Genomic DNA, 19,153 nt, shown 5'->3' on the forward strand with positions numbered 1-19,153 from the left:
ACCCGGGCCACCACTCGGCGCCGCAGGCGCCGGTACAGAAGCGGTGAAGTCGCACGAGCCCGCGGCGCTTGAAGCGCGCCGGCGACCGGCTACTCGTGGCTTGCCAGCACCCTGGCGTTGCCAGTCGAGGGACGGGACCGGTCAGCCGACTTCATGAGTACGGCGATTTCGTGGTGCGGCTGAGCTCACCGAGGGGCGTCGGTGATGTGGCTTCGTGGCCGCGGATGGTGAACGGCCTGGCGCGCGCTGCGCCGCATCCCAATAAGGACTCGTCCCCGCTCGGCGGCGGGCCGCGCGGCCCATTGCGGTGCTGAATGTGTGTCCGATCCGCGCCGAGACAGCTTGTGCCCTGGAGCGTCTCCACCTCGCTCTCCTCACGCTGATTCGGCCTTCGCCGCAGCGGCCGCACTCCCAAGCAGGTGTGCTGGTTGCTCAGGGCAATTTGGGCTTCGGAGCAGCCAATAGCTATTGGTCGGCGCGGACGAACCAGACCGAGGAGGCCTTGTTCACAAGGTTCTTGGGGACGTTGCCCTTGGCGCCTGACTTGTAGATCACGCCCTTGCCGGCGAAGTTCGCGTCGTTCATCAATCCGAACTCCCACTTGTAGCGGTTCCAGGCGCTCTCGATGTTGTTGTTCATCCCGCGCGGTCCGACGCGGTCGGCCAGGTTCCGATCGCTCTTGGTGTAGATCGCGATGACGCCCGTGCCGTTCGGTCCGGTGAAGGCGCAGAAGCGGCCGGCAGGGCAGCGGTTGTAGCCAGTTGCGGCGTGTGCAGGGATCGTGCTCATGGCGGCGACGGAGCCGATGGCGGCTGTGACGGCGAGGGCTCTGGCGAACTTCAACTCAGGAACTCCAGTTCAGTCGATGGCTGAGTTTCGACCGTACCGAAGCTGAGTCCACCAATCTACGAATCCGTTCTACTCTGCAGCTTTTGACATCGATCCGGTTGCTAAAGGCACCTATCGCCAGCGCGGAGGTGGCCCCGGCGAGCAGCGATCCCCCCAGACAGGGGCGGCGACAAGCTGCACCTTTAACATCCGACTGCCAGTCCCTCGCGACAAGGAAGTGAGTAGCCGGACGGCAGCACCTGCCGTCCGGCCCCCGGAGGACCCCGAGAACGGGAATTCCGTCGGCGGTGAGCGAAGTTCGGCCGTCCCCATCGGTCCGCCCGGAACCGGAAAATCCGGTTACGGGTGGCCGGGGCCGCGTACCGCCGATGAGATCGTCGACTGCGTGCTGCTGGGATCAGCCTGCCGTGTCGGTGGTCGGGGCCGACATACCGGGTACTGCCGGCGGATCTTCAGCCAGTGCCGTGGCCGAGACCGCTGGCCCGGGACTGGGCGGGTGATTGACACGAGACCCTGGCTTCTGCAGCAAGTCGATGGCGGACAGCCCGGTCTCTCCGCCGACCAGGCGCAGGCCCATTTCAGCGCGTGCTGCTGTGTCGAGCGGTGCCAGTTGATCTTCCAGATAGTGGTGCGTGATGCGATCCAGTCCCGCACCCAGCAGAGGTGCTGCGGTGCGCAGTGTCGCGTCGAGCGCGATGCTGGAGGTCGATCCGCCGTGCAAGACGACGTTTCGAGCCCGGTACAGCCGCCGGAAGGCAATCTGGGCGGCCAGCTGTACCTCGCCAAGGACGCGCAGAGGGTTTTCGATCATGTGCTGCATTCGGTCGGCAGCGGCCATGTCGCTGCGCCAGGTGGGTTTGCCTCTGAAGGTGAGCCGGGTGGTGCCATGGGTCTGCAGCTCGGCCAGCAGAACAGCCGAGCGTGCGTGGTTGGTCTCGCAGGCGTCGCGCAGGTCGGCCAGGTCGTCTTTGCCCGTATGGCGATGAACCAGTGTGGTCAACTCGGCACGGGGCCAGGAGCAGGCGACGATCGCGGCGAGCCTGTCCGCCGCAACAGCCTTCCCGCCGCGCTCGTTGTCGTCCACGGGATCACCTGGGTGGGTTAGCAGTGATTCCACCGCGGCCCATCCGCCCGCGACAGCGGGACCTGGCAGTCCGCCGCGATTGATCGGCGCCGCAAGTTCAAGGGCATCATCAACGATCGTCCGTTCGGCGCTGACATCGAACAATTGCCCCTTGTGGACCAGCGACAACACATCGGCGCTGCGCGACGGCGTCTCGCTGGCGATTGCGCTGGGATAGCCGGAAACCCAGAGCACATCGAGTGGCTCGAGGTCGCCGCGCCCTCGTCGTACGAACCATGCCCGGGCGACCATGCGCTCAAGTACCTCGCGGGCTTTGGCCGCGGCGGCCAGCGGGTCGCGTGCAGAGATCTGGCGAGTGACGCCACCGGCAGCTCGTACGCCGGCGACGGGGAGTCCGTGGTCGTGCAGCCACTGGACAACCTGGGCGCTGGGCATCCACTGCGGATGGCTCGCGACGGCACCACCCTTCGGTACACGAGCAAACGCGATCAGCACGTCGTAGGTCTGCTCGTGCTGAGCGGCGAGCGCAGCAGCACTCTCGACAATGCTGTGCGTATCCGCGTGCGCCCGGCGCAGATCCGTGACCCAGTGCTGGGCCAGGTAGGGCGCGCTGAAACCCAGATCGAGCAGGTGGGCTGACAAAGTGCGTGCCAACCGTTCCGGTTTCACGCTCGGTTCCGCCGACAACGCGGCCACCCAACGGTCCAGGTAGCCGGCTTTTGCGTGGTCGATTAGTTGCCTCAGACGCCGGTGCTGCGGACTTGGCGCGACCAGGCCGTTCTGCAGAAGAGCCATGAGCTCTCGCCGCAGCTCACGATCACCGATCCCTTTGTCCGGTCCGACCAGCCCCTGGAGCTGAGCACGCTGCCACGCCACCGCGGTTGACGAGAGCACCTTGCGCGACTGCCACTCGCAGGCCTCTGCCAACTCCTCGAGCCCGAGGATCGACCCGATATCCCACAAGCGCCGGGTCCAGGGAACCCCCTCGGAGAGAAAATAGTCAGTCATCCGCGCCAGAACGTGCTGTGCGAAGGCGGAATCCGCAGGCTGCATCGCGATAGCCTACCCGTGGTATCGTGATCTTGAGCTTGGGAGAGATGCCCGCCCTTTGAGGGCCAGCATCTCTCCTTTTTTCATGCCCGAGATCGGCCCCAGCGGGGCAGCTGATCTGGGTGTCAGCGCGCCGCGTTCATTGACGGCAGGCACTGTCTGAGCAGCTCGATCGCAGCCAGCCGTTCGGCCTCTGGCATGTCGCCACCCAAGGTCATCGGCAACGCGTCAAGGAACTCGGCGATCGTCATCCGTGGGATGCCGTTGGCGACGTCCTTGCTCTGGATGGTGGCCAGAGTGTCGGAGGCGAACTGGGCGAACAGTGCCTGATGCCCGTTCATCCACAGCGCGATAGCCACGAACGGCCACGGGTCGCCAAGCTGGTAGACCGTCCGGTCCGAGTCCTTGCGTCGGCCCTCAGCAACGAACTTGCCAGTCTCCCCTGCCATGGTGCTGAGCAGCTGCGGCAGCAGCCGGACAAGATCCGGCGCGACCAGGACCGCACCCGGCTCGCGATAGCGGCCGATCACCGGAAAGCGCCCCTGCTTCGTCGTAGCGATCAGCTCGGTCAGTTTGTCGCGTGCCTCAGTCACCGGGATGACGGTGCCCGAGTCGGCGAACATGAAGGTCCCGCCCAGATCGATAGGTGTGAGCATGAGCGGGACACTATCAGATGTCGGGGAGAATGTTCCCCGACATTGTCCCCGACATGTTGGGCAGGCTCCTGCGCGTGGTGGAGAAATGTGCAGCAGGTGCGTCAGGCCGCGGATCGGGAGGTTGCTCCCAGGTGGGCGCTCGACGTAGACCAGAGATCATGACCGGCCGTGAGGATCCCGACAGCCCGGTCTCCGGCACGCCATGGACCGTGGAGCAGCGCCGCGGACTGAAGGGCCTCTGTACTCAGCTTGCCCGGCTCAGGACCGGGACGGTCCTGCCGGGCTTGGCCCGCCACCACCCCGAGCATCCTCAGCTCCTCGAGCTCGCCGCCCAGCTCGATGAACTCGAACTTCTCGCCGACAGGGCCTTGCATATGCAGGCCGGCGACCCGGACATCCTCCTGGTCGACGCCCAGCTGCACGAGGCCATCCAGCACATCACCTGGACCGGGCCGAACACGTGAGCGTGGTCCGCGGTCGCTGACCGGCGGCCGAAAACCCGTCTCCGGTGTGACCTGCGGAAACGCCCGATCGGCCGGTGGGCGACCGGCGACAGGAAACCCGTCTTCGGTGAGCGTGCGGAGGCCTGGGGCGTTCAGGCTGTACAAGCAATCTGTTCGGGAAATTATTGAACTCCGCTGACAGCGGAGCTAGGCTATTTCCCGAACATGAGGAGGTGGGGATGGTGGTTGCTGCGCTCGGGCCGCTCACTGAGGCTGACGTGCTCACACGGGGGCAAGAGATCCTCGCGGAGCGGTTGCCCGCTGGGTGGGAGGTTCGTCCGGTCAGCTCAGCGTCTGATCGGGGAGCGATCGATGCCCTGGCCGATCTCGTTGCGCCTGACGGAGCTCGGCGCCGACTGTTGTTCGAGGCGAAACGCACGGTGGAAAGCCGCGATGTCCCGGCGCTCTACAACCAGCTGAACAAGTACATCGCCGACGGCCCGAGCAGCCCAGCAGTCACGGGTGTGGTCGTGGCGCGTTACCTGTCTGCGCCGGTGCGGCAGAAGCTGCTCGATGCCGGGCTGTCATTCGTCGATGCCACCGGCAACGTCCGGGTTACCTTCTCGAGTCCAGGCCTGTTCGTGTCCGATCGCGGCGCGGATCGCGATCCATGGCGCGGCCCGGGCCGGCCGCGCGGAAGTCTGAAGGGTGCACCGGCGGCCCAGGTCGTTCGTGCGTTGCTGGACTACGACCGGACCTGGCCGATCCGAAGTCTGGTCGAAACCTCAGGGACATCGACCGGTGCTGTCTACCGGGTCGTGCAGTTCCTTGAAGAGGAGGACCTGATCGAGCGGGACGGAAAGCGGGTCCTCGTTCCGGCGTGGCAACCGCTGCTGCGCCGATGGAGCCGGGACTACGAGATGGTCGCGAGCAACCGGACCACCACCTGGCTCGCGCCCCGCGGCCTGGACCGGCTCCTGAACCAGTTGAGCAACACGGCCCGCGAGTATGCCGTCACTGGGACGCTGGCTGCCGCCGAGTGGGCGGCCTATGCGCCGGCGCGCTCGGCGATGATCTACACCCCGGACGCGGCGGCCGCGGCCGCCGATTGGGATCTGCGCTCAACAGATGCCAGCGCGAACGTCGTACTGGTCGAACCCCAGTCCGCTGCCGTGTTCGCCCGGACTCGGGTCCGCACCGATGGTGGCTACCAGATCGCTGCCCCGGCCCAGGTCGCCGTCGACCTACTGACCGGCCCCGGACGCAACCCGTCCGAAGGCGAAGAACTCATCGAATGGATGACCCGCAATGAACGAACCTGGCGCCAGTAGGCCCGACCTGCTGGTCCAGTCGCGCGCCGCGCTGCTCGACGCGCTCCTGGCGCTCGAAGCTCACCGCGACTCCGTGATCGTCATCGGAGCCCAGGCCGTCTATCTGCGGACGGCCGCGGCTCCGGTCGCCCTGGCTGAGGCCACCAAGGACAGTGACCTCGCGGTCGATCCCCGCGAACTGGGCGAGGATCCCCGGCTCGAGGACGCGATGACGCGGGCAGGCTTTCACCCCAACCCTGACAGCCGTCAGCCTGGTGCGTGGCTGAGCTCGACCGGGATCCCCGTCGACCTGATGGTGCCCGCATCGCTCACCGCAGGCGGCAAGCAGACTCGCGGCGGCCGGATCCCGCCGCACAGCAAGAGCGCCACTCGGCGCGCCGACGGGCTCGAAGCGGCCCTGATCGACAACTCACCGGTGGAGGTTGCCGCGCTCGACCCCGCCGACATCCGCCGCTACACCGTCAAGGTCGCCGGGTGTGCCGCGCTTCTGGTGGCCAAGCTCCACAAGATCGGTGAACGCGTCGGCGACCCGAACCCCACCCGGCTGCAGGACAAAGACGCCCACGACATCTACCGGATCCTCATCGACACTGAGACCACCGAGCTTGCCGGTACGTTCGTGCAGCTGCGCGCCGACGAACTGAGCGGCGCGGCAACCGAGACCGCGATCAGCTATCTGCAGCAACTCTTCGCTGCTGGCCCGAATGCACTCGGCGCACAGATGGCTGGCCGCGCGGAGTCCGGCATCGGCGATCCGGACCTCGTCGCCGCATCGGTCTCGGCCCTGGCCGAAGACCTGTCCGAGGCTCTCCAGACAGCACAGGAGCACAACGGTGGCCGTCGTTGATCACCGCCTGAAACTCACCCTCGAACACCTGCTGAACATGGGCGGCGGGTTCGTCCTGGACTTCACCAACGCGACCTTCGCCGACTTTGTCGAGAACAGCACCGGGGTCGATCCCTACACCGAGTACGAGGGCTCGAAGGCCCGCATCCTGCGGCAACTGTGGGCTGACCAGACCGACTACCTGTTCGCAAAGCTGACCATCGACATGCTCGAGTACCGGCAAACGGCCGAGGACCTGGGCCGCATCTCGCCGTCCTCCGACCCCGATCGGGCCGCGGCAGACCGGCGCCGCGTCGAGGAAGTCATTGCCCGGCTGCGCCCCATGCTGGAAGCGAACGACCCATGGTCACGCGACGAAGCCGCGTTCCTGGACAAGGACTTCGGCACACTCGACCTGTCGCGAGTCGACGTACCGGTCGACTTCCAGACGGTGATCTCCGACCGGCTGAAGGAAATCGAGATCTGCCTGTCCAACTCGGCGCCGCTCGCGGTTGTTCTGCTGTGTGGCAGCACCCTCGAAGGACTGCTGTACGAGGTGGCGAAGAACCAGCCGGCTGCCTTCAACCAGGCAGCAACAGCACCTCGCCGTGACGGCAAAGTCCAGCGTCTGCCCGACTGGACGCTCAGCCAGCTGATCGTGACAGCTCGCGAACTCGCCATCCTGGGCGAGGACGTCGCCAAGTTCGCCACCGCTGTCCGCGACTTCCGCAACTACATCCACCCCCTGCAGCAGGTCAGCGACAACTTCCGGCCGCGGCGGATCACCGCGCTCCTGGCGCGCCAGGTCCTACGGGCCTCGCTCGATGACCTCGCCGCCAAGCGGCCGCCAACCTCCACCGTCACCGGATCGCAGAGCGAGGGATCGTGACCCTTCCACATCCACCTCGATGGACGCCGGCCATCATCGAAACCGCGACCGGTGCGCTGGCCGCGCTCATTCTCGATGCCGTACGCCTCGATTCATACCGCGCGATCCGTACCCAGCTCACCCTGAGTGGCTGCATCGGCCGCGTCAGCGCCGCTGACTGGCGGCATGGGACCTGGCCAGATGGCGGCCGCCTTCAGCTTCACCACGTCGGCGGCAGTCTCACGAGCCTCGTCACGCCTGGACCCGCCCTCCACATCGGCTGCACGGCCGGGGACGAGTGGATCGGAGCCGCTGCGAGCCGTGGTCAGGCGCTCTTCGTGGTGATACCGCCCACCTCCGCCGGCTCGCAGAGATCCGCTGCTTCGCAACCCGTGCAGTCAGCCACTGCGGTCGCCACCACGTTGCAGCTGGCCGACCTGGTCCAATCCCGGCAGCTCACCGCGGGCCTGGCCACGATGACCGAGGCTCCGCCCGGCGCCTAGCCACCTGAAGCGCTACGGCAACCCGCGGCCGATGGTCTCGCAATGGCCCACTGGACGGCAGCGGGCCGCCGTCAAACTCCCACGTCTGGCCTGCCTGCCTTTGTCGGCGAGGGCCGGTGCATGCGTCGCATCCCCAGCCGCTGGCTGACCAGCACGAACCCGAATTTCCGGTACCAGTCCTCAAGGAACCTGGTACACCACAGCTCCATGTCTGCTCCTTCCCGGTCGGCTTCGTTCAGGAGTTCCACGAGTAGCGCCGTACCGGCTCCCATGCCACGTGGCCATGCCGCCAGCGTTTTCACCTCCCAGCGCGCTGTGCCCATGCCGTCCACGACAACGCCCGCGCGCCGCCGGTCATCCTGGAGCAGGTACGTCGTTCGGCCCGCCGGTTCTCGGCCGAGCAGAAGGCTCAGTCCGAAAGCAGCAGGGATCAGGGCAACGGTCAGCACGGTGCTGATCGTGATCAGCACGACGCCGGCGCTCGCCGCTCGCGGTAGCGCGAGATCGGCCAGCGGTCGCCACCACAGGGCACCGACGATGACCCACCCGAGCGGAATCACCCATACCATCGAACTGGTCCATGGCCGGGTCAGAAGTTGTACGCCGAACGCCCGCGCAGCAATGCGCGCATGGACACGCCGATCCGCGCGTGAAGTCCCCCGGCGAACGTCATGCCGGAGATCGTCTGGTCCCCCGGGGCCGAGGCTGCTCAGGCCAGATCCCCCGCCCGCCGCGCCAAGGCTGCCACGGTCTCGCGGGCGTGCTGGAGATCTTCTCGGGCCCACTTCTGGATCTGCGGCCACGGTAGACGCAGCGGGCCCTTGGTGGTCGAGATCGCGTTCCAGAGCTGACTGTCACCAGACTGCATCCGGTCGTGGCTCATCGCACGAACCGCGTCCTCGTCGCCAAGCACACAACGCAGCAGCGACTGGTAGGTGGTTGTCGGCGTGCCGCCGGAGTAGCCGTAGGCAAAAGCGTTGCTACCAGGCACGATCGGAACCGGCTGAACGCGCATGTCCCCTCGGTCGTTAGGGGTCAGCGCAACCAGCAGCGTCTGCTGATCGGTGCCGTCGCCGGCGATGATCGTCTTGTCGTTCCAGGCCTCCAAAATGTTCCAGCCGGAGTTCGTGATCCGCTCGGTCGGCCACTCGGCGATCATCAGCAACGCGGACTCGTCCGCGCTGTTCGGCTGCCGAACAACAAGCAGCGAACGACTGGAACTGAACGAGCTGGCGGTGTCAAAGGAGTACAGCCCGACGACCTCGTCGTCGGTACGGCCGCTCAGCATGCGCTGGATCCTGCTGAGCTTTCGAGCTTCGGCAAAGTCGGCCTTACGAAGAACCGGAGCCCACGCCTCGGCAACCGGTCCCTGCCAGGGCGCCTCAAGCAAAACGTCTGGTTCGTACCGCACCGCGGCGCGGCTGACATGGGTCAACAGCGCGACCGCGGCTGCAGCGCAGCATCGCGCCATGGAGCTGCCCGCCTGAGCGTTGCCCTCCTCGCGCGTCAGCCAACCTAGTTCGTTGGCTCCCTGTTTCGTGCCGAGCATCTCCGTTTCGGCCAGCTTGCCGGCAAGACTGCCCTCCTCGACCGGAAGACCTTCAGGTCGGAGCGGACGGCACGCCAGATACCACCCTGGCCCTGAGTCAGCAAGCCGGTCATGGGCTGCATGCAGCTCCGCGAACCGGTTGCGGCCTTCCAGATAGAGCGCGGTGAAACCCAGCGGGAACCTCTCGATGAAGGTCTCTTTGTGATTCTGCCGACGGAGAGGGTCGACGTCGGCCATCGCGAACATGAGGTTGCTGCGGGCGTCCGGCCAACCTGTGACCGCGTCCGGGACGGGAAAAGTCTGGTTGTAGGCGAGTGATCGTTTGACGTTGGCCTCGGTCAAAGTCCCCTCGACCCAGATCGGGATGCGATGACCCAGCACCTTGGCAACGGCGTCCAGAGACATCTGACCCTGAAACGGGATCGCCGGTGGCTGGTCGACCTCGACGCCATCGGAGCGGTGCCCGTCGCCCAGCGTCTCGGCCCACCGCCTGACGCTGCGCATGACCCCACCGGTACTTGGTGCCGCCTGCGGCGTGATCCGGTAGACGTTGGCCAACGGTTCGACGCCGTCCGGCTCCATGTACAGGAGGGTGCCCAGATTGACCGTCTCCGGAATGATGACCGCCGCCGTCGACCACCACCTCGGGAGTAGCAGCGCCGGAGCAAGCTGAGCCAAACGATCAGGCCCGTAGTCCAGCGGCTCGAGCGGCTGCAGATAGATCACATGCCCGTTTGGGGTGTCCCAGACGATCGTGTACACCGACACCGACTGGCGGGTCCTGCCCCACTCCGTCAGCTGCTCAATTCCCCGCTGCAGCTCTACCGCCGGCTCGGTTGCGGCCCCGGCGCCGAACAACCAGAGCGCATCCTCGCTCACATGCCGCCCTGTCCGCGCGCACCACTGGTCGACCGTGGCAGGCCACCACAGCGGCCGCCCGTCGACGTCGTACTGATCGGGGCGGGGAAGCTTCGACTCCGTGGCCAGCGACCGTGCACGGCCCTCGGCGATCTTCACCCGCCGGGCCAGCTGCGCCATCGTCAAAGGTGACTGCCGCCCCAACAACTCCGCCACGCTCCACCTCCAGAAGGGCCGTGCGGTTCCGCACGGGGTATCTCCACCCTAACGTGCCCCGTGCGGAACCGCACGGGGTGGGCGTGTTGCTTCCGCCCTGGTGCTTCTGGACGGTCAACTCGCGGGCCTGTACTCCTCACGCCGTGCTTGCCAGGTCGCAAGCTGCTGTTGCATCCATTCGCGGCGCCGTTTGCGGCCGTAGTGACGTTCTGACGTGAGCCACGTGGTGATCGCCACGGTCTGAGTCCAGGCGGCGATGAAGTCGCCGGCGTCGAGGTTGGCGTCGACTCGGCGTGCGGCCTTCCGGAAGGTGCGGCGGTCGACGACAGGCACCAACCGGAGGTGCCGGCCGCTCCCGAGCCTCATCGTGGAGCCCCTTGCCCATGTTCACCGGCCAGCTCGGTCGCCTTCCGGATCCGGCGTCGCAGGTCAGCGAGGCTGATGGCGAGTGACTCCTTGCTCGAATGGTGGACCTGGTCGGTGATCCAGTCCCGGGGGACTTGGTCGTCGGTGAGGTGGTCGCTGGCTTTGACCAGCTCGCTGATCGCGCGGATAAGGAGTCCAGGGCCGGAGCCGCCGTAGCCGAAGTTCCAGCCGCCGGCGAAGGGCGTGGGCGTTTCCGGTAGCGGCTGGAGTTGGCCGGTGCCGTGCAGCAGGTACACCGGGCGGTCGTTGAGGTCGCCGTCGGCGACCAGGACCACGTCGTCGTCGAGCCGCTCGATTGGGGGCTTGAGCGTGGGCCATTCCACTGCGAGCTGGGGATGGTTGTAGTACGGGTGGTCTTCCAGGTAGGCGACCAGGTGACCGCTGGGGTCGAGGCCGTACCGCACCGGCAGCGACTTGTCGCTGGCCACTTTCCGGCGGATCCGGTTGCGGCGAAGCGTTGATCCGGCCTGCGCGTTCCAGCGGACCTGTTCCAGATACGCCTTGTCCCGAGGGCCGATCACGTCGAAGAGACGCGGCTGCACCTCCGGAAGGTCGCGCACCTCAAAGTCCGGATCGGCGTGCCGCATGCGAAGTGCCAAGATCCCCACCGCACCTTCAAGAGCCTCGTGGAGCTCCGGAGTGTGGTTGTCGCCGTCAGGTCCTGCCTGGTCCATCCAGTTCCGCGCGGCGGCAAGGAGTGGTTCGAGGCCGACGACGTCAGCGGAGTCAGCCGGGAGGTAGCCCGGGACGTCGTGCTGGCGGTGCCGGCCGACCAGTTCCTGTTCGGGAACTGTCAGCCGGGTGGGAACAATCCGGGCTGCCCACACCTGCCCGGCTGCGACATCCTCGTCGAGCGGCCCGATGGGCAGGTCTCCGAGAAACTCCTCGGCTTCAGTCACCAGTACATGGCACAGCGCATCGGCCAGGCTGCTCGCCTCGGCGGGCGGCGGGGTCGCGTCCAGTACGCGGGCCTTGGACAGCATGGCGTGCACGCCGTACCGGTCGTGCTCGTAGTCGACTATCTGTCCTGATCGCTGCCAGGCCTCGATCACCGACGGGATGTAGGCCGGCTTCGGATAGCACTCCACCGGTCCGCCAACGATCCGCTCAAGCTCCGGCACGCCACATGGATACCAGCTCGGGCCGCGCAGAGGTACAACAGCTTCGGTCCGCGGCGCCCTGAACAGCCCGAACCTGCGGCGTTCCGGCTTGCCCAGCCTGAAGGTCACGCTGATGACCTCGTCCTGAACGCCATGGCCCGAGCCCGCCGGCCAGTACTCGAGCCAGGCAACCCGCTCCGGATCGGTGTCCGGGCCGAGCAGCTGGTCGCGGACCGTCTCCGCGATGGCCTCGGCCCGGGTCGACACCCCACCGGTGCCAGTCAGCGCACCGAGCACCACAACGGTCACGCCGTCAGGTTCGGCCGGTTCCCAGATCCGGACGTGCGCCGAGCTGGCCTGCCGCTGCGGGTAGGGCTCGAACTCGATCACCCCATCGAAGACCCGGCGCAGCGGCCGCGGCGCCGTCGGCGCCAGGGCCGAGTGCACGGACACGCCACCGTCCTGCGCTGCCAGTACGGCCCTGACGACCGGCTCTGGCCACACGGCGGCTTTCGTCCCGGGCCGCTTCGGCTGTGGCAGCTTTCCTTCGTCGACCAGTTGCCGTACCCGGGCCGGGGTCTTTCCCAGGCGGGCGGCGAACTGGGCAACGGTCACCAGGCCGTCATCGTTGTCCTTCACAGCGCGACCATAGACCAAACATTTTCGCTAACGCAAGCGAATGGCTAGCGTTATCGCGCGAGTGAATGTGGTGGCGCAGGTCATACCCTCAGCGTCCAGTTTCGGACGGTCGCCGGGGCCGGTCCGCGAGACGGTCGGTGCAGACCCCATCGTCCAGTTCCGGAGGCCGAATATGCGACCCGACCGATCTCACTCCCCCGTCCGTGCCCTGGCGCTCTTCGGTACCTTGCACGCCGTCTGGTCCGATGTGCACCCGGTCTGCGACCAGGTCGTCCAACGTGGCCGGGACGCCATCCGGAAAGGTGAACCAGGACCGGCCGGCCGGGCCGCCGCGGCCCGGCATGTTGCCAGCTACACCGTCGGGCAGATCTTGGTCGCCGAGCTCGTGACGCGTGGCCTCGGCTACCGCGTCCCGGGCCGCGCGATGCTGACTGGTCACCTGATCAACGCTGCAACGCACTACGTCATCGACCGTCGCCAGCCGCTGATCCGGCTCATGCGTACGAGGCTGCTCGACAAGGGCGGCTACATCGACCACGCGACGGTCCAGCGCCGTCCCGGAGTCGTCGATGCAGCCGGACCGGGCACCGCGCTTTTCGAGATCGACCTTCTCTGCACTAGCGCGTCGGTTGCGGGTGTCCGGTGACCTCGATCGAGCAGGTCGCGACGTTGGCAACGTTCGGATCTGTATGGGCAGTACTCGCCGTCAGCCACAACCTCGCGGACCACGTGCTGGGCCAGAACGACAGGCAGGCGTTGAACAAGGGCGCACCGACGGCGGTCGACGTCGCCGGTGGAGTGAACCCGCGGAGGGGGTGGGGTGCGTGCATGGGTCACGTCGCGCAGTACCACGTGGTCATGGGCGTAGTGCTGACCTTGGTGGGGGTTGTTCTCCCGCTCGAGCTCTCCTGGCCTGGCCTGCTCGGGGGGCTGGTCGTATCTGCGGTGACGCACGCCTTTCTCGATCGCAGGTGGCCGGTCCGCTGGCTGCTGCAGCACACCGGCAAGCGGAACTTCGCGGAGCTGCGGGAGGGTGGCTTGAACGGCATGTATCTAGCCGATCAAGCCCTGCATCAGACCGCTCTGCTGGTGTCGGCTCTGGTGATCACCCGTCTATGACTGCGGGTCAGGGCATCAAGTCGTCGCGCAGTACGACGGAGAGAATCTCGCCAGCTGATGTGAGAGCGGCCCGGCGATCTGCCGAGGTCATTGCCCTGGCCAGCGCGAACATCGTTTCGTTGTTCCCGCCGCAGCCGGCCGCGGCGAGTCGTCTGAATTGCAGCGTGGTCTTGCCCGGGACCTCTTCGTTGACGAGTGACTCGGGGAGACAGCCCCAGACGGCGTTGACGGCGACGCACGCTTGTTCGACGGTGCGTGCTGCCGACACCGGGTCTTCGGCGAGCAATGACAGCTGAAGATCGTGGCAGACCATGCAGAGGTCAACAGCCGCGCCGATGAACTCTGCGATCAATCGGCTGTCGACGCCTCGGTTGCCGGGACCTTCCTGATCTCCGAGCAGCGCGCCGTGGTCGTGCATCCCTTGCGCGGCCAGGAGGGCGTCGTGGGTGCCAATGGAATCCATTCAGTACCTCTCAACCAAGGACGCTGACATGCGGCCCGTGGGGAGGGCCTCACATCGTCAACGACGCGCCCGCCGTGATGTCACCCGGGAGCGGGCAGGGGGTCTGCATGACTAGGAAGCGCCGGCTCCGCCGGACCAGGATCGGTTCCTCCAGCGGGGAACGGTGCGCCAGTCGCGCCCGGCGCTCCGGGCTCTGCGGCACCGGGTTCACCAGCGGCCCCCGCCCGTAGTGGCGGTGGTAGTCGTAGAAGCCGTGTACCACCGTGAGCGCGTGCGCGATCGTCGACGGCGCGTACCCCGCCGACAGCGTCGGCTTCCCCGTCCGGGCATTCATCACCCCGGCATCGGCCCGCCGGCGCTGCGGGTTCGGCGCCGACCGCAGCCACCCCACCATCGCGGCCGCCTCCGCCTCCGTCGCCTGCTCCCACCCGACGTCGACCAGCCACAACAGCCGGAACCAGCGCAGCAGATCGTGCGCGTAGCTGCGCCCCGTCGACGGGCTCGCATCCCCCAGCGCGAGATCCCGCAGGAACCGGCTCGCCGGATCAACCTCCCGGCCGGCCGCGTCGACCACGACCCACGGCAGCGACGCCAACCCACTCGCGACCACAGCACCAACCCGCGGCAGAGCTACCCGGCCCTCCAGCAGCTCACCGTACGAACGAAACTCCCCAGCAACCACGCCGCAGATCATCACCAACCCCCACCCGACCGACCAACCTGGAGAGATCGTTAGTGCAGTTAACTGACCAGGCGGCCCATCGGCTGATCGGCGTTGCCGCCAGTGCCGTCACGACCTGGCTCGCGATCCGAGCCACCAAAGCCGCGCGGACATCAGCGGGCTAGAGCCGGTCGTGGTCACCGTTCGGCGGCGAAACGTCATCGGGCTGACGTGCCCACGACACCACCAGCCACAACCCGGTCAGGAATCCGGAGATCACCAGCACCCACGCGATCACGGTGGTCGTCGTACTCATGCCGGCGGCCACCGCTCGAAGCCCTCCGGCCAGCTGGGCTACGAACTGTGCTCGAAGGTCAGCTCCACTCACGATCGACGCGCACCTTCCATACCTAGCGACTAGTTGGCGAGGGCCCGAGCGAACCCGAGGGATCGTGCCAGCTCAACGTGGAGGTCGCGAACGCCCGTGTTCGTCGGCAACAGTCGATCCGCCTGTAGAAATAGCAATCCCCCGGGCAGCTTGCCGAAGCAGAGGCGATCACCGGGGGTTACAACAGAGGCTTACCACGAATTCTGCGGCGTAATGGGGTGATTTCTTGCGGTGGTGTTGCCGGATTTCCGGCAGCTCCTCGATCGCGGGGCCGGCTGTGTGAAACGTTCCGGGGTCGTTGCCCGATACAACGTCCAAGGGGAGGGGCCGTGGGGAGATGCGAAACCTGCAGAAGGATGCTGGCTCTTCTGCAGCTGGTCGAGAGACCAGAAACGATGTTCGGGGAGCTCGGGACAGACGCGGTGATCGATGCATGGTTTGGCGAGCGCTCTCACGCTTTCCCATCCACCGGTCACCGCGCAGCGATCCAGGTCGGCGGAAGCCTGAGCTCTACCGAGTGACGATCTCTGCGCAATCTCGAACAGACGTTCGACTGTAGGCTATCGTGGGTTGTATGCGGGTGCGATTCACGGTGAGATCGGACGACGGCGACGCCGGTCCGTTTGCTGTGTGGGACGGCAGCGTCAACGGCTGGAGATCGAAGAACTTCTCCGACGAGGCAGCAGCCAGCCGTGCCGCCGCCGAGCTTGAGCTCCAGTACGACGCCCATGGGCCGCGCAACCCGGATACAGTCCGCCGCCAAGATGCCCCTCGGCAGGTGCAGCGGGTCGAGTGGGTGCCGGCCGGAAAGCTCTACGCGTGGGTGCTGACCGACCGAGAGTGGTACGGGCTCGTCTGTGACGATGACGACGGCCGGATGACCTACGTCCCGGGTGACCAGCTACGTCCGGAAACCTCGTAAACCCACTGTGTCGCTTGACGTGGTTGCCCTCGTCAACAGACGCCGCCCCGCCGGTGCCTCGAGCCCAACGTCCGCTGCGGGCGCTACGGTTCGTCGTGGACCAGACCTCATCAGCGATCGGAGCGCCCATGACAGTTCGCGAAGGCGTCGCCGTATCACCCCAGGTCCGAGACCACCTCGGACCGAGCCTGGAGCAGGTGCTCGCCAGCTTGTGGCCGGGCGACTGCCAGACCTGCAACCAGCCGATGCCCGGCCGGCGGCCAGCGCTCAGCATCGACGAGATCAGCGACTTCGCCATGGCAACCCTGCACCATGACAACTGCCGCCCGTCCGACTGGAACACCGACCGGCCCATCCCGATCGGCACGGCTGCGATGGTCACCAATCACACCTGGTGTGCGCTCGTCCCCGTCGTGACCGGCGACGACGGCCAGGAACAGATCAAGCCCTACGTGCTGATCAACCCCACGCTCGAGCTCATCTACCTGACCCGCAGCCCACTCGGGCAGTGGAGAGTGGAACCCCACTTCGCACTCGAAGGCACCGGATTCGCACCCCCGCCCTTCACCTCCACTACCCCGGCGGCCGGTGCCACCGCGACCCTGCAAGCCACCGAGCTCACCATCAGTCTCGCGGGAGGCGCACTCGGCCCCTTCGCCGTGACGCTGTCCGACCGCGCACGGGAGCTGGTCGAGGCCGACCGCGGAGCGACGGTCGTGATCACGCACGCGATCGACCCGCACGAACTGACCGATCCCGTTCAGCTGGGACCGGTGCTGCGCGGCGACCGGACCGTCATGGCCTACGTCCGAATCGACCGGGCAGGACTCCAGTAACTGCCAGTCCTCGCTGGCGACGTCAGGGCACGATCGTCAGCAGCGCCGCGGTGAGTCCGATCAGCGCCTCGGCCTCAGCCCGGCTGTAGACGTAGCCCTTCGTACCGCCGTCGCCGTGCATCGCTCCGCTGGCCTGATGCTCCAGCGCCGCTCGGATACCGGCCCATCGCTGCTCGGCGGTGGCCGCGCGGTCATTGCGATTCGAACTGCCGGGAGGTGGAGTCCAGCCGGCGATCTGTTTGATTTCCTCCAGCGCCCGCCGGATCCGGAGCATCGCGCCGTCGACGTCATTGCCGCCGAGCATCCGCTGAGCATCGCGAAGCAGATCGGCAACCGCCTGGCGGGGTCCGTCACCGGCCGGGAACGGGATGACCATGTCGACGCCGAGCGTCCGTCCAAGCCCTTTGAGCTGTTTGCGCCACCTGCTGTCGGCAACCACGACCGGTTCGACAACCTCGGCGCATCCCGGGTACCCGGCCGCCTGCGGCAGATAGGCCCGGATGCGCAGCTCCAGGCGCAGGTCATCAGTGCGGTGCTGCTCGACGGCCAGCAGCTGGGCATTCGTGAGGAAGTACTGCGGACTGACCCGCTGGAGCCCGCCGTCGGGCGAGAAAGGCACCGAGACGTTCACCTGGGCCAGCGGAACAGTCGAGCCGCTGCTACCACGCGGCGCCGACAGGGTTGTCTCCAGGCACAACAGGCGACCAGCCTCAGTGCCCACCTCGGGAACACCGATGTCGAGCTGGAGCTGCAGATAGTGCGTCCCCATGCCCTGGTGAATCCAGATGGACTCCGGGGCAACGGCGACGCTGTAGGTGCCAAGTGGTGAGTCAAACATCAGTTGCTGCACAGGCGTGCCCTCACTTCGTTCATGCCGTCGATTGTGCCCCCATGTCCGTGCCGCGGTTGCAGTGCGCCAGATCGTTGCCTCAGCCCTCAGCGTCTCCCCCGCCCTGGGCAGCTCCGCCGGTGGACTCACCGGGCCGGCGAGTTCAGCCTTCTTGCGGTGCAGCCGTCGGCGCGACAACGATGCGGTTCCGCCCGGCATCCTTGGCGGCGTACTGGGCTTCGTCAGCGGCCTGGACCAGCAGTTCCAGGGTGCTCGCGGCATCGGGGAAGGTGGCAACCCCGACAGAGCAGGTCAGGTTGTCGATGACCGCGCTCTGTCCTGCTTTGCTGTTCACCCGCACGCTCAGGCCCTCGACCCGTCGGCGGATGCGCTCGGCGATCTCGGCCGCATCGGCGGGGCTGGTGCTGGGAAGCAGCACGGCGAACTCCTCGCCGCCGAGCCGGCCGACGAGGTCGTCGGAGCGGGTGGCTCGCTGGAGTTCGGCGGCCACGGCCTGGAGCACCTGCTGGAGTTCGGCGGCGACGGTTTGCAGGACTTTGTCGCCGGCGTCGTGCCCATGGGTGTCGTTGATGGGCTTGAAAAAATCCAGGTCCACGTACAGCACGCTCACCGGTGAGTTGGTGCTCGTGGCGCGCTCAAGCTCCTTGCTGGCCATCTCGTGCCAGAAGGCTGCGTTGACGAGCCCGGTCTTGGTATCGGTGCGGGCCGCTGTCTGGAACTGCCCGGCCAGCAACCCGTACTGCAGACCGAGAACCGGAACAAGCAGGAGTGGGCTCATCCACGGCTGAGCTATCAGCAAGATCGCGGTCACTGCTCCCAGGCCGAGGGAGCCTAGGCCGATGAAGTGGTCGGTGAGCCGGCCGACCATCTCACGGGCGGTGGTTTCCGGGCTGGACAGCAGTACGGCGCCGATGACGAGACCGTAGTTGACGAACCAGTACGCCAGGCCGGCAAGTACGAGCACAGCCAGGCCGACCGGGCCGTACGGCTCCCCCAGGTAGCCGCCAGGCAACAGTGCCTGCAGAACGAGGGCTGCGGCGGCCGAACCGAGGACGATGGTCGCGGTGGTGAAGATCAGGCGGTAGGCGCGGACGCGGTTCAGGCGCAGCCACGAGTGCAGGTAGGTCGTCACGATCAGTGCGAATGCCAGTGGCGGCGGGAGCAGGAGAACTCCCGCGAAGGTCCACATGCCTTTGAGGTTGACGTACGGGAGGCCTTCGGCCGCGAGCTCTCGCAGCTTCTCGATCCCCCGTGCCGCCTCGATGTGGATCGCAGAACCCACAGCCAGGACCGCGAACCGGACCAGATCGACCGACCCAATCGGGTCCACGCCGTACGCGAGCAGCGGCGCCGCGAGAGCCAGGCCGTCGACGGCCAGGACGTAGCTGAGCAGGACAGGCGGGATCGACCACAGCTCCCAGCTGCGCACCGCGCGCGACCTGTCCGGGCGGCGGCGGCCGGGCCACCGATGCCGGATACTCAACATTGGAACAACCCCCGCCTCACGTAGGTCCCC

Annotated in this window: 21 protein-coding genes; 9 read left to right on the plus strand and 12 right to left on the minus strand. The window is 66.9% G+C overall.

The window, feature by feature from the left end:
- Positions 1 to 465 precede the first annotated feature (465 nt).
- From ACIA49_RS38780 to ACIA49_RS38790, 3 genes are all read right to left on the minus strand, one after another.
- Positions 466 to 843: a peptidase inhibitor family I36 protein gene (locus tag ACIA49_RS38780; RefSeq protein WP_396383284.1), complete on the minus strand. Its 378-nt coding sequence runs from the start codon at positions 841 to 843 to the stop codon at positions 466 to 468.
- Between the two features lie 403 nt (positions 844 to 1,246).
- Positions 1,247 to 2,986 carry an integrase gene (locus ACIA49_RS38785; RefSeq protein ID WP_396383285.1) on the minus strand — a complete coding sequence of 580 codons (1,740 nt, stop codon included), beginning with the start codon at positions 2,984 to 2,986 and terminating at the stop codon, positions 1,247 to 1,249.
- A 122-nt stretch (positions 2,987 to 3,108) separates the two neighbouring features.
- Positions 3,109 to 3,639, minus strand: a complete 531-nt coding sequence (locus ACIA49_RS38790; protein ID WP_396383286.1) for a hypothetical protein — start codon at positions 3,637 to 3,639, stop codon at positions 3,109 to 3,111.
- Between the two features lie 158 nt (positions 3,640 to 3,797).
- Between ACIA49_RS38790 and ACIA49_RS38795 the strand changes: the two genes are divergently transcribed.
- The 5 genes from ACIA49_RS38795 (at position 3,798) to ACIA49_RS38815 (ending at position 7,610) form a co-directional block, all read left to right on the plus strand.
- Complete coding sequence (locus ACIA49_RS38795; RefSeq protein WP_396383287.1) at positions 3,798 to 4,103, plus strand: hypothetical protein; 306 nt, start codon at positions 3,798 to 3,800, stop codon at positions 4,101 to 4,103.
- A gap of 218 nt (positions 4,104 to 4,321) precedes the next feature.
- Positions 4,322 to 5,413 carry a hypothetical protein gene (locus tag ACIA49_RS38800; protein ID WP_396383288.1) on the plus strand — a complete coding sequence of 364 codons (1,092 nt, stop codon included), beginning with the start codon at positions 4,322 to 4,324 and terminating at the stop codon, positions 5,411 to 5,413.
- Complete coding sequence (locus tag ACIA49_RS38805) at positions 5,391 to 6,260, plus strand: hypothetical protein (protein ID WP_396383289.1); 870 nt, start codon at positions 5,391 to 5,393, stop codon at positions 6,258 to 6,260. The genes ACIA49_RS38800 and ACIA49_RS38805 overlap by 23 nt, the downstream gene beginning before the upstream one ends.
- Positions 6,247 to 7,128, plus strand: a complete 882-nt coding sequence (locus tag ACIA49_RS38810) for a hypothetical protein (RefSeq protein ID WP_396383290.1) — start codon at positions 6,247 to 6,249, stop codon at positions 7,126 to 7,128. Before ACIA49_RS38805 ends, ACIA49_RS38810 begins: the two co-directional genes overlap by 14 nt.
- Entirely contained in the window at positions 7,125 to 7,610 is a 486-nt protein-coding gene (locus ACIA49_RS38815; protein ID WP_396383291.1) for a hypothetical protein, read from the plus strand. The genes ACIA49_RS38810 and ACIA49_RS38815 overlap by 4 nt, the downstream gene beginning before the upstream one ends.
- A 71-nt stretch (positions 7,611 to 7,681) precedes the next feature.
- Here the strand turns inward: ACIA49_RS38815 and ACIA49_RS38820 are convergent, their stop codons facing one another.
- From ACIA49_RS38820 to ACIA49_RS38835, 4 genes are all read right to left on the minus strand, one after another.
- The gene (locus ACIA49_RS38820; RefSeq protein WP_396383292.1) at positions 7,682 to 8,080 is read right to left on the minus strand and encodes a hypothetical protein; all 399 of its coding nucleotides are present in this window, start codon (positions 8,078 to 8,080) and stop codon (positions 7,682 to 7,684) included.
- Between the two features lie 239 nt (positions 8,081 to 8,319).
- Positions 8,320 to 10,038 (minus strand): hypothetical protein, encoded by a 1,719-nt coding sequence (locus ACIA49_RS38825; RefSeq protein ID WP_396383293.1) that lies wholly within the window; start codon positions 10,036 to 10,038, stop codon positions 8,320 to 8,322.
- A gap of 309 nt (positions 10,039 to 10,347) precedes the next feature.
- The gene (locus tag ACIA49_RS38830; RefSeq protein WP_396383294.1) at positions 10,348 to 10,599 is read right to left on the minus strand and encodes a hypothetical protein; all 252 of its coding nucleotides are present in this window, start codon (positions 10,597 to 10,599) and stop codon (positions 10,348 to 10,350) included.
- Positions 10,596 to 12,398, minus strand: coding sequence for a helix-turn-helix transcriptional regulator (locus ACIA49_RS38835; RefSeq protein WP_396383295.1), 1,803 nt, complete (start codon positions 12,396 to 12,398; stop codon positions 10,596 to 10,598). Before ACIA49_RS38835 ends, ACIA49_RS38830 begins: the two co-directional genes overlap by 4 nt.
- 172 nt (positions 12,399 to 12,570) lie before the next feature.
- Here ACIA49_RS38835 and ACIA49_RS38840 point away from each other — a divergent pair, with 172 nt between their 5' ends.
- Positions 12,571 to 13,044: a hypothetical protein gene (locus ACIA49_RS38840; protein WP_396383296.1), complete on the plus strand. Its 474-nt coding sequence runs from the start codon at positions 12,571 to 12,573 to the stop codon at positions 13,042 to 13,044.
- The gene (locus ACIA49_RS38845) at positions 13,041 to 13,517 is read left to right on the plus strand and encodes a hypothetical protein (protein ID WP_396383297.1); all 477 of its coding nucleotides are present in this window, start codon (positions 13,041 to 13,043) and stop codon (positions 13,515 to 13,517) included. The genes ACIA49_RS38840 and ACIA49_RS38845 overlap by 4 nt, the downstream gene beginning before the upstream one ends.
- 7 nt (positions 13,518 to 13,524) lie before the next feature.
- On the opposite strand, the gene ACIA49_RS38850 is transcribed toward ACIA49_RS38845, so the two are convergent.
- The 3 genes from ACIA49_RS38850 to ACIA49_RS38860 all read right to left on the minus strand — a co-directional run bounded on the left by ACIA49_RS38850 (position 13,525) and on the right by ACIA49_RS38860 (position 15,029).
- Complete coding sequence (locus ACIA49_RS38850) at positions 13,525 to 13,980, minus strand: hypothetical protein (protein ID WP_396383298.1); 456 nt, start codon at positions 13,978 to 13,980, stop codon at positions 13,525 to 13,527.
- Positions 13,981 to 14,029: 49 nt separating this feature from the next.
- Complete coding sequence (locus tag ACIA49_RS38855) at positions 14,030 to 14,662, minus strand: hypothetical protein (protein ID WP_396383299.1); 633 nt, start codon at positions 14,660 to 14,662, stop codon at positions 14,030 to 14,032.
- Between the two features lie 160 nt (positions 14,663 to 14,822).
- On the minus strand, positions 14,823 to 15,029 hold the full coding sequence (locus tag ACIA49_RS38860) for a hypothetical protein (RefSeq protein ID WP_396383300.1): 207 nt from the start codon (positions 15,027 to 15,029) through the stop codon (positions 14,823 to 14,825).
- A gap of 574 nt (positions 15,030 to 15,603) precedes the next feature.
- Between ACIA49_RS38860 and ACIA49_RS38865 the strand changes: the two genes are divergently transcribed.
- Positions 15,604 to 15,951, plus strand: coding sequence for a hypothetical protein (locus ACIA49_RS38865; RefSeq protein WP_396383301.1), 348 nt, complete (start codon positions 15,604 to 15,606; stop codon positions 15,949 to 15,951).
- Between the two features lie 128 nt (positions 15,952 to 16,079).
- Positions 16,080 to 16,787 carry a hypothetical protein gene (locus ACIA49_RS38870; RefSeq protein ID WP_396383302.1) on the plus strand — a complete coding sequence of 236 codons (708 nt, stop codon included), beginning with the start codon at positions 16,080 to 16,082 and terminating at the stop codon, positions 16,785 to 16,787.
- A gap of 22 nt (positions 16,788 to 16,809) precedes the next feature.
- Here the strand turns inward: ACIA49_RS38870 and ACIA49_RS38875 are convergent, their stop codons facing one another.
- Both ACIA49_RS38875 and ACIA49_RS38880 read right to left on the minus strand, forming a co-directional pair.
- A complete protein-coding gene (locus tag ACIA49_RS38875; protein WP_396383303.1) occupies positions 16,810 to 17,625 on the minus strand; it encodes a hypothetical protein in 816 nt (271 codons plus the stop codon).
- A gap of 154 nt (positions 17,626 to 17,779) precedes the next feature.
- Positions 17,780 to 19,066, minus strand: a complete 1,287-nt coding sequence (locus ACIA49_RS38880; protein ID WP_396383304.1) for a diguanylate cyclase — start codon at positions 19,064 to 19,066, stop codon at positions 17,780 to 17,782.
- Positions 19,067 to 19,153 lie beyond the last annotated feature (87 nt).

The sequence above is a fragment of the Kribbella sp. NPDC051587 genome (genome assembly GCF_044453945.1).
Classification (GTDB): Bacteria; Actinomycetota; Actinomycetes; order Propionibacteriales; family Kribbellaceae; genus Kribbella.

Bases quoted from the DNA above. Each gene is read 5' to 3' on its own strand.
- ACIA49_RS38785 (WP_396383285.1), bottom strand. From the start codon at position 2,986: ATGCAGCCTGCGGATTCCGCCTTCGCACAGCACGTTCTGGCGCGGATG.
- ACIA49_RS38790 (WP_396383286.1), bottom strand. From the start codon at position 3,639: ATGCTCACACCTATCGATCTGGGCGGGACCTTCATGTTCGCCGACTCG.
- ACIA49_RS38795 (WP_396383287.1), top strand. From the start codon at position 3,798: ATGACCGGCCGTGAGGATCCCGACAGCCCGGTCTCCGGCACGCCATGG.
- ACIA49_RS38800 (WP_396383288.1), top strand. From the start codon at position 4,322: ATGGTGGTTGCTGCGCTCGGGCCGCTCACTGAGGCTGACGTGCTCACA.
- ACIA49_RS38805 (WP_396383289.1), top strand. From the start codon at position 5,391: ATGAACGAACCTGGCGCCAGTAGGCCCGACCTGCTGGTCCAGTCGCGC.
- ACIA49_RS38830 (WP_396383294.1), bottom strand. From the start codon at position 10,599: ATGAGGCTCGGGAGCGGCCGGCACCTCCGGTTGGTGCCTGTCGTCGAC.
- ACIA49_RS38840 (WP_396383296.1), top strand. From the start codon at position 12,571: ATGCGACCCGACCGATCTCACTCCCCCGTCCGTGCCCTGGCGCTCTTC.
- ACIA49_RS38850 (WP_396383298.1), bottom strand. From the start codon at position 13,980: ATGGATTCCATTGGCACCCACGACGCCCTCCTGGCCGCGCAAGGGATG.
- ACIA49_RS38865 (WP_396383301.1), top strand. From the start codon at position 15,604: ATGCGGGTGCGATTCACGGTGAGATCGGACGACGGCGACGCCGGTCCG.
- ACIA49_RS38870 (WP_396383302.1), top strand. From the start codon at position 16,080: ATGACAGTTCGCGAAGGCGTCGCCGTATCACCCCAGGTCCGAGACCAC.
- ACIA49_RS38875 (WP_396383303.1), bottom strand. From the start codon at position 17,625: ATGTTTGACTCACCACTTGGCACCTACAGCGTCGCCGTTGCCCCGGAG.